The organism is Paenibacillus sp. J22P59, from assembly GCF_059383895.1.
Genome location: NZ_JBXENX010000008.1, coordinates 82,646 through 98,420, shown reverse-complemented (window position 1 = coordinate 98,420; position 15,775 = coordinate 82,646). Strand labels below are relative to the sequence as shown.

Here is a 15,775-nt window from a genome sequence, read left to right as displayed (position 1 = left end):
TTCCGTTATTTTTTCACAATCCAATTGGCAATATCATCAATCACCTGCTGCTCGATTCGGCCAGGAACAAAATATTCATTAACAGTGCCGGCATTCGGGCCATCATAGTTAACGAAGAAATGATTCAGTCCGGGGTAGAGCTTGAAAGTGGCATTTTGCTTGCCCTTGAACAGTTCCTGCCATTGTACATAATCTTTATTCGTATATACCTGGAAGTCGTCCTCGCCTTGCAGAATAAGGACGGGCTTAGTCAACTGAGGGATATACTTGGTCGCGCTTTTGCTGTCCATCTCTTTGAAATAGTAGGCTGGCATACTAAACAAGCTGGTCTTCTTGGCTTCTTCATCAGACATGCCTGGCAATAACTTTGCCTTCGCCTGCTCGGCTTCAAGCATCGCCATATGGGTTGCCTTCAACGGATCCTTATCATCCATAGCTGCAATAATGGCTAAATTCTGATCATAGATGATTTCGAGCAGTGATCTAGGCGAGCCGGCAAGCGATACGATACCGGCAAAGTCGCCGCCCTCCGCATCGATTCGCGGAGCCAGCATGCCGCCTTGGCTATGACCAATGATATAGACCTGTGTGGCATCAATTCGTTTGTCGTTCTTCAGCAGCTTGGAAGCGGCGATCGCATCGTCCACGGATTCTTCCTTAACGGTCAACTCAGCGATATTCTCAGGTGTGTAGCTGCTCGCATAAGCAAAGGTCCGCTTATCATAGCGAAGTACTGCAATTCCTTGCTGAGCGAGGCCCCATGCGAGATCCCGAAAAGGCTTGTAGGCGGCTGTTGCCTCGTCACGGTCACTTGCTCCTGACCCTTGAACAAGCACGACGGCCGGAATCTTGCCGGTTGCGTTCTTCGGCAAAGTCAGCGTTCCGCCTAATGGGAATGAAGTGCCCGCATCAACGGTGACCTTTTCTTCCACAACATTGTTAGGCAGAGCTGCCTCCTCCGTGATGAATTGAAAGAGCAGCCCGATAAGCTTCCCGCTCTTGTTGGAGACTAGCGTAAGAGTCGTATCAAGATGTTCGAATTGTATAGTAGCGGTGGTAATCGTGATGGAGGGATCCTTCTTATCCTTCGCAGTCTGAACGGACTTCACGCTTACATAATTTCCTGCAACCGAGGTTAGCTGCTGCCAGACAGAGGCAAGTACGGGTATGGTGACAGTCTTCTTGAGGTTCTCGTCAAAATACTGATCGGAGAGCTGCTGAAAGCTGCCTTTACCAAGCAAGGTAATGATCGTAGTAACGAGCTCCTGCGCTTTACCTTCCGGCGTGACAATGGAGACATGCTGTTTAGTTGCGTTATAAGAGGTTGTGTAGCCTAATCCTTTATCGAAGAAAGATAGAGGAATAAAGACCCGGCCCTTCTTCTCTACGGCAGCTTCTCCAAAGGAGATGGTCTTGCCTGTAAGCTTGTTAATTGCTTTGGAGCTGCCTATCTGCAAGGAAATATCCAAACCTTCCTGCTGCAAGCGAATTTCCTTCGGCTTCTTGCCTGAAGAAATTTTCAGTCCTAACTGTGCTGCAGTCTGACGAAGGGGCAGCATGACGGTTTTGCCTTGTGTGTAGGGTTTGGCATCTGAATATGACGCTGGAGTGCCGTTAATAAGGACATGAATAGCGGTTGCTGCCGCCATAGCGGGCAGAGCTGCCAGGAGCAGCATAGTTAATGCGATTGTCGAAGCTACATACTTTTTCAATTCGTAATTCCTCCTCTTCAAATAAGTAGATGATTGTCTAATAAACCCATACTTGGATATACGAGAAGAGGGAGGAAAAGGATTCATAAAGGTTATATTGTTGATTTTCTAAGCAGGAGGAACGAAATTAGGCTATAGCATAGTATGAATGGAATGATCCATAGAGCAAGCTCAAAAGCCTTATGATCAACAATCCAATTCCAAATATCCATCCACCAGCCATTAGCTGTAGTAAGGAAAGTGAGAATGGTGAAGATCAGCAGGGCGCTGATGGTGAGAATAAGCATGCCCATTCCTTTGAATCTTCGATGTACGCTGCTAATAGCAAATCCGCAGTAGAAGAAGCCCAGCATCAATAGCCAATAGATGATTAATTGCTGAAAGCCGTTGCCCTCATTCAAAAAAGGTATAGTGAAAAATCGGAGTCCTACGCCCCAGCCATCAGTTACGCTAGATTCGAGCGCTGCGAGCACTAAAAGAATAATCGAGGCAAGTCCTGATGCAAGAAGTGCCATGAGAGAAGTGCCTTTGAAATAATCGGCTCTTCTTACGCTGAAGCTGACAGCGAAGGGAAAGGTTTGCGGCAATACAAGGATGCCTATAACCAGCATATAGATAAAGATGGAGGCAATGCCGCCTGTCTGAAACTCGGTGTTGCTAAAAAACGCAATAAGCCAATTGACAATAAAGCTGGACCCAAGAATAAGGCTTGGAATGACGAACCATGATAACTTATCTTGAAGATGCATTTTGACTACAGTTGCTGTACGGCTCATATAGAATCATCTCCTTGTAAATCAACTTTGCTTTTGGTTAATTCCACAATAAGCTGCTGTAACGGTATAGATGCGATTTCTAGTCCCAGCGCTTCGGCCTGCTTCCGCTCACCAGAGGATAGTTTGCCCATGAGACTAGCTGTCAGCAGTGAACCGAACGGCTGTCTGGAAATGACGGTCCGATTCCCTATGAAGCTCTCTACAGCAGAGGAAGTCCCTCCAATTGTGTAGGCTGATCCGCGCAGCTCTTCTGCGTCCTCGTTAATAATAATTTTACCGTTATCAATAAGGATAATATGCTCTAGCAGCTTGCTTACCTCATCGATCAAATGGGTGGACAGAATGATCGTCCGAGGATTTTCCGAATAATCTTCAATTAGACGGTCATAGAATAATCCGCGTGCGACCGCATCTAAGCCCAGATAAGGCTCATCGAATATCGTTAACGGAGCACGGCTGGCGAGACCTACGATAATGCCAACGGATGAGTGCATGCCGCGAGACAGTTTTTTGATTAATCGTTTCAATGGGAGTCGGAACTCTTCTGCTAGGGAGTAAGCATATTCTTTGTCCCAATTAGGGAATAGTGAGGCAGACAGCTCCAGAACATTGCGTACGTTATAGGTGTCGGGGTACTTCTGGCTTTCCTTGATGAAGCAGATTTGGTCAAGTACACGGCTATTCTCATAAGGCTCTTCACCCATTACCTTGAGTTCACCGCTTGTTGCAAAGATCTGAGCTGTAATTAATTGCATGATCGTCGTTTTGCCGGCACCGTTGCGTCCAAGAAGCCCATAGATTTTGTCTTTCTCCAAGGTCAGGCTTACCTCATTGACTGCCTTCATGGCGCCATAAGACTTGGTTAATTGTTTTAATTCTACGATTGCGCTCATTGACCGTTATCCCCTCTCCGAATCAGCTCAGTTAGCTGCTCTGTCGTAATACCCAGCTTCTTAGCCTCACTTATCATGGATACCACATACTGTTCAAAAAAGAGCTCTTTCCGTTTCTCAATCAAAACCTGACGAGCGCCAGTTGCTACAAACATTCCGATTCCCCTTCTCTTATATAAGATACCTTCATCTGCCAATAGATTGACGCCTTTGGACGCTGTTGCAGGATTAATCTGATAAAAGGCGGCGAATTCATTCTTGGAAGGAACTTGCGATTCCTCCGGCAGTCTTCCTTGGATGATATCGTCCTCGATGGATTCGGCTACTTGCATGAAGATGGGACGGCTGTCATCTATGGAGATAGACATTTGTTAATCACCCCTTATTTACTTGCTTGGTTGGTTACTCATGTAATCAACTATACAGGGTAGGTGTTCATATGTCAATAAGAGGGAATAAAAAATAGGCAGGCCTCCTGCAGAATGCAGAAAGGCCTGCCTATTTACTTAAAGAATAGTCTCAATCATGAGGATTGGACGGGACATTAGATGAGCTGAGCTTGCTCATAAGTGCTTGAATCTGATCACGCAGGGTAAGCAGTTCTGTAGGCTCAATGTTCGTATCGGCGAATAAGCGTGCTGGAATATCAATCGCCTGCAAGCGTAAGGCCTGCCCCTCAGGCGTTAATTCAATGACGACATTCCGCTCGTCGGATTTGTCTCTGATGCGAGTCAGGAGATTCATTCCTTCAAGCTTCTTGAGCAGAGGAGTCAATGTGCCTGAATCTAATGACAGCTTGGCGCCTAGCTCCTTCACCGTTACTTTATCCTGCTCCCATAGAGACAGCAGCGTAATGTATTGGGTATAGGTTAGACCCAGATCGGCTAGAATGGGTCGATATAGTTTGGTAATTTCTTTGGAACAGGCATAGAATGCGAAGCAGAGCTGGTTGTTTAAACGCAGTTGTTCATCTTTGTCCATAATCGTTGTCGCTCCTTAAAACTTCTAATCAATTGCATACAATTGATTGTGCTTATTGTAGCATTGTTGAGAAAGAGGTGTCAAAGGCTGCTGATAAATGAATGACGGTTTGACAATTGTTATGTTGATTGTATACAATTAAATTAAGATCAATTTAATAGAACGGAGGTTTGAAGTATGTCTTTATATGATATTGAGGTAAAGACGATTAGCGGAGACAAGCAGACGCTGGCGCCCTATAAGGGTCAGGTTATGCTAATCGTAAATACAGCAACCAAGTGCGGATTTGCTCCGCAATTCAAGGGCCTGCAAAAGCTGTATGATACTTATCGTGAACAGGGCTTCGCCGTATTAGGCTTTCCTAGTGCGCAGTTCATGAATCAGGAGCTGGAGGATAATGCAGAGATTGCTGAGGCGTGTGAACTTAACCATGGCGTCAGCTTCCCGTTGTATGCGAAGGTTGATGTTAACGGGAATACAGCGCATCCGTTATTTCAACACCTGACGAATGAAGCGCGCGGACTGCTCGGGTCCAAGGCGATCAAATGGAATTTCACGAAATTCCTTATTAATCGGGATGGCAAGGTCGTGAAGCGATTCGGACCGCAGGATACGCCGGAGAAAATGGAGAAAGAGCTCAAAGCGCTGATTGAAGCCTAAGCTGATTTCATCTATGGGTAATAGCAAAGAGACTATTCTTGCAGCCGTTATATGGCGGCTGCAAGAATAGTCTCTTTTGTCTGTTGGCCTAGCTCTCTGAAAGATAGCTCAATAAGCGATACCTACACGGCATCTGCTAAATTCGGTACTGGATATTTGCTTATAAGTAAAGGCAGCGGTGTCGGCGACAGATATTTGCGTACCATCCTCGGGCAAATAATTCCGCTCTGTTCGGTATTCTCCAAGCTGTGGGCCATCCGGTAAATAAGTAGGGCATACGAGAGTCCATTCCAGCGTGGATTGCTCCAATATCCGCAGTACCGCATGATGCTCCTCGGCTGCGCGAGTCAACGTACGTCTTGACTCACTGGACTGATAGCGAAGCAGGCCGGGTTCGATCCGACTGTTTAATATGCCTGCTGTTCCAACCGTAATTAGCCGTTGAATGCGATGCGATTGCATAGCTCTAATGATGAGAGGGAAGCTCTCTGATAGCGTGGTTGTGCCATCGGTGCTCAGAGCGCTGACGACGGCATCCCCATTAGTCATCACGTGTTCAAGATCCTGCTCCTGCCTTGCATCTCCCTGCACGATAGTTAGCTTGGAATGAACGATTCCAAGCTTCTCCGGCGTACGTGCCAGAGCGGTTACGGTATGATCGTCGTTCAAAGCCTGTTCTACGATTCGTCTTCCTACCCGGCCCGTAGATCCTAATACGATGATATGCATTATATCTCTTCCTCTGCTAATCGAACGCCTGTAGCCAAATATACGCTATTGCGCCCGTTATTCTTGGAGCGGTATAAGGCCCGATCAGCCTGTCTTATGAGATTTTCCAGGGTTATACTGTTAGACGGATTAGTTTGGGAAACGCCGAAGCTGGCTGTGATCGTAACAGAGATGTCCTGTGTTACGAGCGGTGTGGAAGCCAATTCTTTACGCAGCCGATTAGCTAATCGGCCTGCTTGGCTCAGCGATAAATCAGGAAGACAAATAATGAATTCCTCGCCCCCATAACGGCAGAACAAATCCGTTGGCTGAATATACTGTTGGCATAGCGAGACAACATGCTTTAATGCAGCATCGCCTATATCATGCCCAAAGCGATCATTAATTCGCTTGAAATGATCGACATCGAGCAGAATAAGGCTTATCGGCTGTCCGCGCAGGGCGACTGCTTGGATCAATTCCTTGCTTTTTAGCAGAAAGAAGGAACGGTTGTAGATTTGAGTTAATCCGTCTATCGTGGCTAAGTGCCGCAGCTTGTCATGCAGCTCTGCTTTCTCCGTTACATCAATGAACATAATGGTATGACCAACGAGCAGACCGCTCTTATGGGAGACCGGTGAGAAGCGGATTAAATACCAATGAGTTCGTCCAGTTGCATCCAGCCACCTTACTTCATGCTCTTGGGTTGAGCCTGGCTCATCGTTGCATATGAAATCAAAGGATTCGTTGGTGTGCTGATACCAGAAGGGAGCTACAGATTGACCAATTGCCGAAGCGTTTAATGAGGTCATCATGTTTGTCGCTGCCCGATTATAATCAACAATCTTTTGCTCCATATCAAGTACAAGTACGCCATCGCGCATGCTCTCGAATATATTTTCTCTGACGATAGGCGAAGATTTCAGTATGTTGGCTGATCGGATGGCCCAAATCGTAAGGGCAGAGGTTACACTCATCATAACTGGCACAAGGTCCATGCCATAAGGGGTTAATCCTATCAGATAAAGAAAGGATGTTGCCATCGGGATATACAGGCCGATTACCAAAACAATGATCTGTTTGCGATAAAGGCGGGTGGCATGCTTCCATCGACGGAGCAATAATGCTCCACCTGTCAACAAACAGCCAAAAGTAAAGCTGCCGTTGACGATATACCAATCCCCTCTGACGATATCGACCAAGGCAGTTGTCTCATTCGGACGCAAGTAGAGGGAACGATAGAAGAGATGATGATATTCGTTGGTGGTAACGAGCAGGACGGTAGTTATAGGAATAAGGAAAAGAATGAGAACATTCCTTCGTGTCACGTATTTATTTAATCCGCAATAATACATAACGAGCAGGAGGCTGCAAGGTGCGATGAATGGCATACCGAAGTATTCGACGTTCAGCCAGAATCGAATTTCCTGCAAGGTACTGCTAGACAGCTCAAAGGCAAAGCCAAAGGTATAGATTGCCGAGAATGCTGTAATCCAGACAAAGGTTTTCATTCCAGGAAAGCTGGATTTGATGAAGTAAGCATATACGCCAAGATAAATGCTAAGCACGCCCGAGGTTGCGACGATTACAATGTAGTTGGATATGGCGGTATTCATAGGGTAACGACTCCATCTATTAAGTTTTGGGAGATATATCTCGACATTATTCTTATTTCTTTATAACGTTAAATAAGTGAAATTGTCCAGTAAATTCAAGATCATTTTTAGGTCTATTTGTCGATTTTATTTTATATAGAAATTTTACCACGACCGCAACCTTATGGAAAAAGTGATCGTTTATACTAGAATGAGACTTATTCATTTTATTTTAAGGTTTTATTAAGAGTTCTCAATGTAAAATTAAGGATTTACTAGTATGCTTAATCTAATCTATCGAATACACAAAAGAAGGAGATCAGAATGAATCGAAGTGGTAGTCGTTATTTTGTTGGGAAATTGCTCTTTATTATGATTTGTCTTTGTATAATTGCGGCTTGTTCACAAGCAGAGAATCCGAAGCAAGTTAGCTTCGTTATTGATGGGAATAAGCTCAAGCAAGCACCAGCGGTTGCCTTTGAGGAGGGACAATTGCTTGTCCCGGCGGCTTTCCTGGAGAAGACCTTCGCTGTAAAGATGGAATGGGAATTGAAGCACGAAGCTGAGCCGAAGGGGATCTATTATTCCGATAAGGTAGCGGTGCTTATGTATCATCATCTCGTGGAAAAGGACGAGGAGGGCGTGGAGGCGATTCCCACAGAATTATTCCGGGAGCAAATGGAGCTGCTTCGCACGAACGGGTTCCATGTAATCGGCATTGATGAGTATGAGGACTTTATTCTGAGAGACGGAACGGTACCTGATAATGCAGTTCTATTGACCTTCGATGATGGTTATGAGAGCTTCTATAAGGAAGCATTCCCGATTCTGAAGGAATACGGTTATCCTGCAATCAACTTCGTTATTGTATCTGCGGTTGGCGACAGAGGGGAAAAAGGTACAGCCAAGATGACCTGGGACGAAATGCGGGAGATGCAGCAATCAGGAATGAGCTTCTATAGTCATACCAATGATCTGCATCATTATGGCGTGATGAGAGAAGATGGCATGACGAAGCCGGTTATGACACGCAAGCAATATTTCAAGGCTGAGAAGCGGACCGAGACACAAGAAGAGTATTTGGCAAGAATAACGAATGATTTGACGACGGCAGAAGAGAAGCTGAAAGAAGAGCTTGGCACTACAAGAGGCGTTATTGCCTTCCCTTATGGCGCCTATAATGATGACGTCTTAGCTATATTGAAGTCGCTTAATATTGAAATTTCCTTCACGGTGAAGGAGGGCATCAATGGACGAGGCCAGACGAATGGCTACCGTGTTAACGGAGCGAGATCTGGTGAATCGGCTAAGCAGCTCATGGAGAAGCTGAAGGCTCTGACGTTAACGGACGCAGCAGTAAATGTGCGCATGAATGGACAGGAGGCTGTATTTACAACGATACAGCCTGTGAAGACAGCCGACGGAGTGATGATTCCGCTGCGTGACTTCTGCAAGTCGAACAATCTCAAGCTGAATTGGGATAATAAGAAGAAGATTGCTACCATTACTTCATAATACTGTATCGACTGACGAAAGGCCGCCAACCTCTGCTGAAGGGTTTGGCGGCCTTTCTATTGTTCCAATTAGTTGGATGCTCTCCTATACCCTTTACGTTTATGGAAGGAAACCGAACGATAAGAGGCCGCCAGCGTCTTCCTTCTTTTCTCCGAGAGAGCTCCGCCATTCATCGAGAGGCTCTTATTCAAGGCTCTCTTGAGTACGTAGCTGCCAGGATAATGGGTATGAAGAAAATTGCCGTAGGTCTCGAATTCCGAGAACGCGAACTGTTTTTTCTTATTCATGCTGCGCATAATCGCCTGATACCAACGGATGCCATGCTTATTTTCTATTTTTCTTTTGAGCTCCGCAACCTTGGCTCTCTCGAACAGCATGTAGTGGGTGACGAAGGAGCGGCGAGAGGCGGCATTGCTTCCCAGCAGCTTCTTATAGGTGCGAAAATACTCTGGTTGGCTCCAACTGCGGTAATAAAATATAGCTTTGCCCTCCGAAGTTCGGAACGTATGCGGACGAATTAGCACAGTGTCCGCATCAATAACAAGATAATACTTCTGGGAGCTCAGCTTATCGCCGCCGAGCTTGAGCAGCTGTTGATAGAGCCAGCCGGAGCGTTCCCATTTGGAGGAACGGTAGTTGATATTTTTTTTCGTAATCGGAAGCACGATGTTTTCATTAACGAACGTGCAGCCTTTTCGTATGCATAAGGCTCTCATCCGCTTTGTGTCTGGTGAGATAATCATGAACTTGCGAATGGGATGCTTCACCATTCGTCTAACGCTATCTATGACATACGGGAGCGTCCCCAAATCCTTCTCGATAGCGGGAATCAGCACATCAATTGCAGGAAGCGTCAAGTTGCTCATCACCAGTCCTTATCCTCTTTTTAGCTTAGTGTATGTTGGTCATCCGAGGTTCGTTCAGACTGTGTTCAAATGGCCTAATTAAGAAGTTATTGTTAATAGAAAGGTTGTACGTGCAATTGCATGGCAACTATGCTACGATACGATACACTTGTTTAAATAGATACATCATAAAGAAGGTGACATCGTGGCAACTGCAGCAGTGGATTTAAAGTCCAAACAATTTAATCTGTTTCTTCTGACATGGCCCATATTTCTCGAAATTTTCTTATTCATGCTTATGGGGATTACAGACACTCTCATGCTTAGCGCGATATCGGACAATGCCGTATCCGGCGTGGGCGCAGCGAATCAGTATCTTCATATCTCGCTGCTCATTCTTGAGGTAATAGGCAATGGAGCCTCCATTGTAGTAGCGCAGTATATTGGCTCTCGCAAGATGCTTGAAGCGGCCAAAATATCGGCACTCGCTGTTACTCTTAATCTACTAGTCGGCTTAGTCATGAGCGGCATATTCCTCTTATTCAGCTATAACATTCTAGAAGCTTTGAATTTACAGGGTGAGGTACTTGCGTATGCTCACAGTTATTTATCTTTTGTAGGCGGATTTATATTTTTCCAAGCCATTATTAATTCATTGGCGGCCATTATACGGGTTCATGGATTTACGAAGGAAGTTATGTTCGTATCGCTGGGTATGAATGTCATTCATATTATAGGTAACTATTTGCTGATCTTCGGCAACTTCGGCTTTCCAGAGATGGGGGTTCACGGTGCAGCAATATCAACGGTAGTCAGTCGTTTTATTGCGCTGGTGGTCTTTTTCTGGCTGCTTTATCGCATTATGGAGATTAGAGTCCGAATTCAGTATTACTTCAAGCTGTCCAAGGAGTTTGTTGGCAAAATATTGAAGATTGGCATCCCTTCAGCGGCCGAGCAGGTAATGTATCAAGGGTGTCAAATGGTCTTTCTTTATTACGCGACTTTCTTGGGCGAGAATTCCTTAGCAGCTAGGCAATATGCTTCGAATATTTCGATGTTCATTTATTTATTCGCGATTGCGATCGGGATTGGGACCTCTATTATTGTGGGTCAATTGGTAGGAGCGAGTCGTAAAGACGAGGCTTATCATCGGGTATGGGGAAGTGTGAAATGGGCTAGTGCAGTCACTCTTATCATGGTGCTTGTCGTTATGGTCTTCCGCGTGCCATTAATGGGTATCTTCACAACGGATGAGGCTATTATTCAGCTCGGCGCCAAGGTGCTTCTTCTGAGCATTGTACTGGAGACAGGGAGAACGATTAATATCGTGCTCATTAATTCGCTTCGGGCGTCAGGTGATGCGAAATATCCGTTGTGGATCGGCATGGTAACAATGGTCGGCATCAGCTTATCGCTTGGTTATTTGTTTGTTTTTGTACTCGATATGGGGTTAGCGGGTATTTGGCTTGCTATTGCTGCCGATGAATGGCTCCGGGCATTCATTATGTTCTTCCGTTGGAAGAGCAGAAGGTGGGAGAAGCATGCGCTTGTGAAGTCGGAATCTAGCGATCAGGCAGTACTATCAACTAACTAAAGGATAGGGCATAGGGAGATATAAGATGAAGGAGCAGAAGAATAACGATTGCTATGAAATTACGCAAATCTGTCTGCTGGCGGGTAAAATTATTTTGCAAAGCGGCGGCGAAACGTATCGGGTAGAAGATACGATGAGAAGGATCGCCGCTGCGTATGGTATAGAGGATTCACACAGCTTTGTTACACCAACTGGTATATTGTTCGCAATTGACGGGAGCACGCCAACGACAAGACTCATACGCATATCAGAGCGTTCGACGAATCTGGGCAAGGTGTCCCTTGTGAATGATATCTCCCGTCGAATCAGTAACGGACAGGTACAGATAGCGGAGGCGCAACGGCTATTGCAAGATGTTGATAGGATGCCCTTTGCTTATCCAGAGTGGCTGAAGGTAGCTGCGGCAGCGATTGCCAGCGGCTGTTTTCTGCTGATGCTTCAAGGCAATTGGGGAGATTGCATACCTGCTATTTTGGCTGGCGGTCTCGGTTTCTTCTGCTTGGTCGCCCTGCATCGCCTGGTGCCTATTAAATTTTTTGCCGAGTTTCTCTCCTCCATGGTGATAGGCACGGTTGCTATTTTGCTGGTGAAGAACGGACTGGGCAGTGAACTGAATAAAATTATTATCGGGTCTGTCATGCCGCTTGTGCCCGGTGTTCATCTAACGAATGCAGTGAGAGATTTAATGGCTGGTCACCTCGTATCAGGTCTTTCTAAGGGAGCAGAGGCCTTCTTGACTGCTTTTGCCATTGGCTCGGGTATTGCGGTTGTATTGTCTATTTTCTAATAGGATGGAGGCGAATAACGAATGATATGGGTGGAACAGATCCTATTGAGCTTCATCGCTTCTGCTGCTTTTGGTCTTATATTTAATGTGCCGAGACGATTGCTTGCCCAGTGCGGGGGTGTAGGTATGATCGGTTGGCTGGCCTTTTTTTTCAGTACAGAGATAGGGATGGATACGATCCCGTCTACACTGATTGCCGTGTTTGTCATTACGATTATCAGCCAACTATTCGCCAGGCTCTATAAGACGCCTATTATCGTCTTTAGCGTAGCGGGTATTATCCCGCTTGTGCCTGGAAGCCTGGCCTACGATGCGATGCGCAATGTCGTCGAGAAGCATTATGATATCGCCGTTCAGCTCGGCGTGGAGGCATTCATGATAGCGGGTACGATTGCAATCGGTCTTGTATTCTCAGAAGTTGTAAGTCAGGTAATCCGCAGAACCGGCCGCTAGTTCGTTCTGTCCTCGAGGGCATATCTGTTTCTCAGAGTGTGGATCATAGCCTGAACCTGTTCTTGTGATGGGAGTAAGGCGTTGTCTGTCAGTGGATCTCGGCTATTAATGATATGCTTGACCGCATTGGTGAATATCCGTGCCCCGTCTGGTCCAAGCGAGGTGAGCTCCTCCAAGCTTGCCGTATGGTTATCGGTAACGAATGGATGATCGGCGGCCTCGTTCTCGCTTACAGCCTGTTCATAGAAGGAACGGACAAGCTGTGCACGCTCCCGGCCCGAGCCTTCTGCAATAATAAAGGCTTGTACGATAAAAGCATGAGCTTGCCGCCGCTGGGCGATGCCGCAAAACTTATAACCGCCGATGCTAAGGTCGAAGTCGCCCGGACAATAAGCGCCGGCGATCTCTCCTTTGTCTACCTGGCATCCTGTAGCTCGAAGAGCATGGCTGATCAGAGCATACATCCGTTCAAAATCATCGTGAAAGTGAAAGTCGAGCGCATCTGATTTGGGCAAAATAAGGGAAAGGTTCACAACACCGAGATCAAGGGGGACGGCAGCACCTCCGGAATTGCGAACAGCAGTAGACCAGCCGGCGTCTTCGAGCTGCTGCCTTGCGTGCTTCGCATTCGGCATTCGGCTGTCCCGCAATCCCATTACGAATGCATGCGGATGGCGCCAAATATGGCATACCGCGGCTTCTCCGCGACCAACACCTCGGCATAACAGCTCATCCAATGCAAAAGGATAGAGTATATCCTCTTGCGAGAAATCATTACTTCGATCTAAAAGTCTGATTGTAGCAGGTAACCCCAAGCTCCGCTCTCCAGTTGTATCCCATTCCATCCTGTTCCCAATCCTTTCCGGCTCTCGTATTCAGGTAAGCCTATCATATCATGTTGACACTTCTGCTGCTTAATCGAAGACGCGCTTTTATAAGCAATCAGAACAACAGAAATAACCAAAGGATGTGATGAGTCATCCTTTGGTTATTTCTGTTGTATTAAACTGTGCAGATCAGTTTCTAAGGAGCGAGCGGCACTGCCGGGTCCTGCGGAGCAATCGTTGGTGACGGAGACACAGCATTCGTCTCTGAACTATTATTTACCCCATTATTGTTTTTATTGCCGTCTGTATTGTTACAAGCGGAAGCCGTCAACATAATAGCTGCACTCAAGGTGCCGATAAAGATCATTTTTGCTGCATTGCGTTTTTTTAGATTTGAATTCATAACTGGTAAATCCCCTCTCTTATTCATCCAATTTAGTAGATTTGTTCATCCTATCTGTAATTAACCAACCCCCCATTAATGAATCAGAATAGTGAATGAGAAAAAATTAATATTCATACTAGCGTTATTTGGGTATAAATAGCGGTTTTTGACAGCGAATAGACTTATAATATATTTACAATATTTGCTGTAAATTGTAGAATATTATTAATTTACTTTTGTAAGCGTTCACGTTATGAGAGCGTTTTTTTAATGAAATAGCAATGAAAAGGAGTGGAGATTATGCTGGAGCCCGCTGTTCATAAAGCATCGGAGGTCGAAACAGGACAAGATGAGATATTGCTCCGCTTAACTGAACTCAAACGGACGTTTGGCCGAGGATCTAGTGCCGCCGTTGTCTTGCAAGGTGTTAATCTCTCAATCCCACAGGGGAAGTTGATTGCTTTGAAGGGGAGATCCGGCTCTGGGAAGACAACCTTGCTTAATTTAATCGGTGGCTTAGATGTGCCGACAGAAGGCAGCATTACGTTCAATAATATCGTGATGAGCAAGCTAGGCGATAGAGCAAGAGGAAATATACGCAAATCGAATATGGGCTTAATCTTTCAATCCTTCGCTTTATTCCCGCTTATGTCCGCTTACGAGAATGTGGAATTTGCCATGAGGGTAGCAGGGGTTCCTGCGAGCGGCAGGAAGGAAGCGGCTATTCAAGCGCTTGATTATGTAGGGCTCAAGCCGCGAATGCATCATCGCCCCTTCGAGCTCTCAGGTGGAGAGCAGCAGCGTACAGCTATTGCACGCGCTATTGCCCATAAGCCGAAGCTGCTGCTTGCTGATGAGCCTACGGCTGAGCTAGACAGTCGAACAGGTCTGCTTATACTGAGCGTGCTGCGCAGCTTGGTGAAGGAAGAAGGAATGACGATCGTTCTAACGACGCATGACCCGGCTATTATGGAGCTGGTGGATGAGGTCTACGAATTGGAGGATGGAACTATTGTTGAAACTAAAAAGCTATAATCTGGCGGCTTCGCTGCTTATAAGCATGTCCCTTCTGATTGGGGGCTGCTCTCTTATTCCCAAAGAAGAGGGAGTGATCAAGCCGCCCCTTGTGAAGCCTACAGTCCCTTCTTACAAAACAATAAAGACAGATAAGGGAACGGTGACCAAAGCAATTAGCGGATATGGCACATTCGAATCGACAGAAATTGTAAGTGTGGAATACCCGGGCAAGACAGGCAAAATACATAAGATTCATGTTAAGGCGGGTGACTCTGTCAAGAAGGGCGATGTGTTATTGGAGCTGGATGTTGACGGCGTTGACATCCAACTCCTCGAGCAGAAAATCAAAGTCGAGCAGATCTCTGCTGAGCTAAAGCTGCTGGTAAGAGATGAGAGTAATGCCGATGCTCTGAGACTCAAGGGCTTGCAATATGATCTGGAGAAATTGAGGCTGGCGAAGCTCCAGGAGTTGTTGAATAATAGCAAATTATTAGCACCGCTAACGGGTAAAGTGATGTTTGTAGAGACGATGCAAGAAGGGGATTTCGTTAAGCCCTCACAAACGCTCTTCCGAATAGCCAACCCAGAGAAGCTGCGTATATCCTGGAGCGGGGAACCTGCGGTAATCCAGGATGTACAGGTAGGCGTACAAGTAGAGCTTACTTTCCAGGATGAGACCAAAGCCAAAGGAACAGTCGTGCAGACCCCGCTTACTGCCCCACAGACTGAAGATAAGGCTTTAGCGGAAAGGTATATGAATATAATGTATATAGAACCAGGAAAGCTCCCTAAAGGGATTACGGTTGGCAATAGCGTTGCCGTGTCACTAATATTGGCAGAGGTCAAAGATGCAGTAAGGCTGCCGAAAGCCGGTCTGCAAGTATTTGAGAGCCGCAAGTATGTTCGGATTTTGGAAGGCGATACCTTGTATGAGGTAGACATCGAGCTTGGCTTGGAATCGGCAACTCATTATGAGGTTTTGAGCGGGCTCAAAGAGGGACAAGAAGTGGTGACCAAATAGCTGAAG

At 46.1% G+C, this 15,775-nt stretch carries 16 protein-coding genes and 1 pseudogene; 7 read left to right on the top strand and 10 right to left on the bottom strand.

The genetic code is table 11. The annotated features are described in order from the left end of the window. Positions 1 to 5: 5 nt before the first annotated feature. The 5 genes from AC50YO_RS15265 to AC50YO_RS15245 all read right to left on the bottom strand — a co-directional run bounded on the left by AC50YO_RS15265 (position 6) and on the right by AC50YO_RS15245 (position 4,362). Complete coding sequence (locus AC50YO_RS15265) at positions 6 to 1,712, bottom strand: alpha/beta fold hydrolase (RefSeq protein WP_494848283.1); 1,707 nt, start codon at positions 1,710 to 1,712, stop codon at positions 6 to 8. A 92-nt stretch (positions 1,713 to 1,804) separates the two neighbouring features. Next, positions 1,805 to 2,488 carry a hypothetical protein gene (locus AC50YO_RS15260; protein ID WP_494848282.1) on the bottom strand — a complete coding sequence of 228 codons (684 nt, stop codon included), beginning with the start codon at positions 2,486 to 2,488 and terminating at the stop codon, positions 1,805 to 1,807. After that, positions 2,485 to 3,381: an ABC transporter ATP-binding protein gene (locus AC50YO_RS15255; RefSeq protein ID WP_494848280.1), complete on the bottom strand. Its 897-nt coding sequence runs from the start codon at positions 3,379 to 3,381 to the stop codon at positions 2,485 to 2,487. The genes AC50YO_RS15260 and AC50YO_RS15255 overlap by 4 nt, the downstream gene beginning before the upstream one ends. Continuing rightward, on the bottom strand, positions 3,378 to 3,749 hold the full coding sequence (locus AC50YO_RS15250) for a GntR family transcriptional regulator (RefSeq protein WP_494848278.1): 372 nt from the start codon (positions 3,747 to 3,749) through the stop codon (positions 3,378 to 3,380). Before AC50YO_RS15250 ends, AC50YO_RS15255 begins: the two co-directional genes overlap by 4 nt. A 151-nt stretch (positions 3,750 to 3,900) precedes the next feature. After that, on the bottom strand, positions 3,901 to 4,362 hold the full coding sequence (locus tag AC50YO_RS15245) for a MarR family winged helix-turn-helix transcriptional regulator (protein ID WP_494848276.1): 462 nt from the start codon (positions 4,360 to 4,362) through the stop codon (positions 3,901 to 3,903). 177 nt (positions 4,363 to 4,539) lie between these two features. Here AC50YO_RS15245 and AC50YO_RS15240 point away from each other — a divergent pair, with 177 nt between their 5' ends. Continuing rightward, entirely contained in the window at positions 4,540 to 5,022 is a 483-nt protein-coding gene (locus tag AC50YO_RS15240) for a glutathione peroxidase (RefSeq protein WP_494848274.1), read from the top strand. A gap of 108 nt (positions 5,023 to 5,130) precedes the next feature. On the opposite strand, the gene AC50YO_RS15235 is transcribed toward AC50YO_RS15240, so the two are convergent. Beyond that, positions 5,131 to 5,751, bottom strand: a complete 621-nt coding sequence (locus AC50YO_RS15235; RefSeq protein ID WP_494848272.1) for an NAD(P)-dependent oxidoreductase — start codon at positions 5,749 to 5,751, stop codon at positions 5,131 to 5,133. Next, on the bottom strand, positions 5,751 to 7,346 hold the full coding sequence (locus AC50YO_RS15230) for a histidine kinase N-terminal 7TM domain-containing diguanylate cyclase (RefSeq protein ID WP_494848271.1): 1,596 nt from the start codon (positions 7,344 to 7,346) through the stop codon (positions 5,751 to 5,753). The genes AC50YO_RS15235 and AC50YO_RS15230 overlap by 1 nt, the downstream gene beginning before the upstream one ends. A gap of 303 nt (positions 7,347 to 7,649) precedes the next feature. On the opposite strand from AC50YO_RS15230, the gene AC50YO_RS15225 reads away from it, so the two are divergent. Then, a complete protein-coding gene (locus tag AC50YO_RS15225; protein WP_494848269.1) occupies positions 7,650 to 8,840 on the top strand; it encodes a polysaccharide deacetylase family protein in 1,191 nt (396 codons plus the stop codon). 68 nt (positions 8,841 to 8,908) lie between these two features. Here the strand turns inward: AC50YO_RS15225 and AC50YO_RS15220 are convergent, their stop codons facing one another. Then, the gene (locus AC50YO_RS15220; RefSeq protein WP_494848705.1) at positions 8,909 to 9,706 is read right to left on the bottom strand and encodes a DUF6492 family protein; all 798 of its coding nucleotides are present in this window, start codon (positions 9,704 to 9,706) and stop codon (positions 8,909 to 8,911) included. 164 nt (positions 9,707 to 9,870) lie between these two features. Here AC50YO_RS15220 and AC50YO_RS15215 point away from each other — a divergent pair. The 3 genes and pseudogenes from AC50YO_RS15215 to AC50YO_RS15205 all read left to right on the top strand — a co-directional run bounded on the left by AC50YO_RS15215 (position 9,871) and on the right by AC50YO_RS15205 (position 12,519). Further along, positions 9,871 to 11,279, top strand: a pseudogene (locus AC50YO_RS15215) (MATE family efflux transporter). A gap of 25 nt (positions 11,280 to 11,304) precedes the next feature. Beyond that, positions 11,305 to 12,066, top strand: a complete 762-nt coding sequence (locus AC50YO_RS15210; protein WP_494848267.1) for a threonine/serine exporter family protein — start codon at positions 11,305 to 11,307, stop codon at positions 12,064 to 12,066. Positions 12,067 to 12,087: 21 nt separating this feature from the next. Further along, positions 12,088 to 12,519, top strand: coding sequence for a threonine/serine exporter family protein (locus AC50YO_RS15205; protein ID WP_494848265.1), 432 nt, complete (start codon positions 12,088 to 12,090; stop codon positions 12,517 to 12,519). Here AC50YO_RS15205 and AC50YO_RS15200 read toward each other — a convergent pair. Both AC50YO_RS15200 and AC50YO_RS15195 read right to left on the bottom strand, forming a co-directional pair. After that, complete coding sequence (locus AC50YO_RS15200) at positions 12,516 to 13,364, bottom strand: lipoate--protein ligase family protein (RefSeq protein ID WP_494848262.1); 849 nt, start codon at positions 13,362 to 13,364, stop codon at positions 12,516 to 12,518. The genes AC50YO_RS15205 and AC50YO_RS15200 overlap by 4 nt on opposite strands. A gap of 178 nt (positions 13,365 to 13,542) precedes the next feature. Next, the gene (locus tag AC50YO_RS15195) at positions 13,543 to 13,749 is read right to left on the bottom strand and encodes a hypothetical protein (protein ID WP_494848261.1); all 207 of its coding nucleotides are present in this window, start codon (positions 13,747 to 13,749) and stop codon (positions 13,543 to 13,545) included. Between the two features lie 282 nt (positions 13,750 to 14,031). Here AC50YO_RS15195 and AC50YO_RS15190 point away from each other — a divergent pair, with 282 nt between their 5' ends. Next, positions 14,032 to 14,766, top strand: a complete 735-nt coding sequence (locus AC50YO_RS15190) for an ABC transporter ATP-binding protein (protein ID WP_494848257.1) — start codon at positions 14,032 to 14,034, stop codon at positions 14,764 to 14,766. After that, a complete protein-coding gene (locus AC50YO_RS15185; protein WP_494848254.1) occupies positions 14,744 to 15,769 on the top strand; it encodes an efflux RND transporter periplasmic adaptor subunit in 1,026 nt (341 codons plus the stop codon). Before AC50YO_RS15190 ends, AC50YO_RS15185 begins: the two co-directional genes overlap by 23 nt. Positions 15,770 to 15,775: the final 6 nt, after the last annotated feature.

What these genes read in the sequence shown, in the direction of transcription:
- AC50YO_RS15260 (WP_494848282.1), bottom strand. Translation starts at nt 2,488, where the DNA reads ATGAGCCGTACAGCAACTGTAGTCAAAATGCATCTTCAAGATAAGTTA.
- AC50YO_RS15255 (WP_494848280.1), bottom strand. Translation starts at nt 3,381, where the DNA reads ATGAGCGCAATCGTAGAATTAAAACAATTAACCAAGTCTTATGGCGCC.
- AC50YO_RS15250 (WP_494848278.1), bottom strand. Translation starts at nt 3,749, where the DNA reads ATGTCTATCTCCATAGATGACAGCCGTCCCATCTTCATGCAAGTAGCC.
- AC50YO_RS15245 (WP_494848276.1), bottom strand. Translation starts at nt 4,362, where the DNA reads ATGGACAAAGATGAACAACTGCGTTTAAACAACCAGCTCTGCTTCGCA.
- AC50YO_RS15240 (WP_494848274.1), top strand. Translation starts at nt 4,540, where the DNA reads ATGTCTTTATATGATATTGAGGTAAAGACGATTAGCGGAGACAAGCAG.
- AC50YO_RS15235 (WP_494848272.1), bottom strand. Translation starts at nt 5,751, where the DNA reads ATGCATATCATCGTATTAGGATCTACGGGCCGGGTAGGAAGACGAATC.
- AC50YO_RS15230 (WP_494848271.1), bottom strand. Translation starts at nt 7,346, where the DNA reads ATGAATACCGCCATATCCAACTACATTGTAATCGTCGCAACCTCGGGC.
- AC50YO_RS15225 (WP_494848269.1), top strand. Translation starts at nt 7,650, where the DNA reads ATGAATCGAAGTGGTAGTCGTTATTTTGTTGGGAAATTGCTCTTTATT.
- AC50YO_RS15220 (WP_494848705.1), bottom strand. Translation starts at nt 9,706, where the DNA reads ATGAGCAACTTGACGCTTCCTGCAATTGATGTGCTGATTCCCGCTATC.
- AC50YO_RS15210 (WP_494848267.1), top strand. Translation starts at nt 11,305, where the DNA reads ATGAAGGAGCAGAAGAATAACGATTGCTATGAAATTACGCAAATCTGT.
- AC50YO_RS15205 (WP_494848265.1), top strand. Translation starts at nt 12,088, where the DNA reads ATGATATGGGTGGAACAGATCCTATTGAGCTTCATCGCTTCTGCTGCT.
- AC50YO_RS15200 (WP_494848262.1), bottom strand. Translation starts at nt 13,364, where the DNA reads ATGGAATGGGATACAACTGGAGAGCGGAGCTTGGGGTTACCTGCTACA.
- AC50YO_RS15195 (WP_494848261.1), bottom strand. Translation starts at nt 13,749, where the DNA reads ATGAATTCAAATCTAAAAAAACGCAATGCAGCAAAAATGATCTTTATC.
- AC50YO_RS15190 (WP_494848257.1), top strand. Translation starts at nt 14,032, where the DNA reads ATGCTGGAGCCCGCTGTTCATAAAGCATCGGAGGTCGAAACAGGACAA.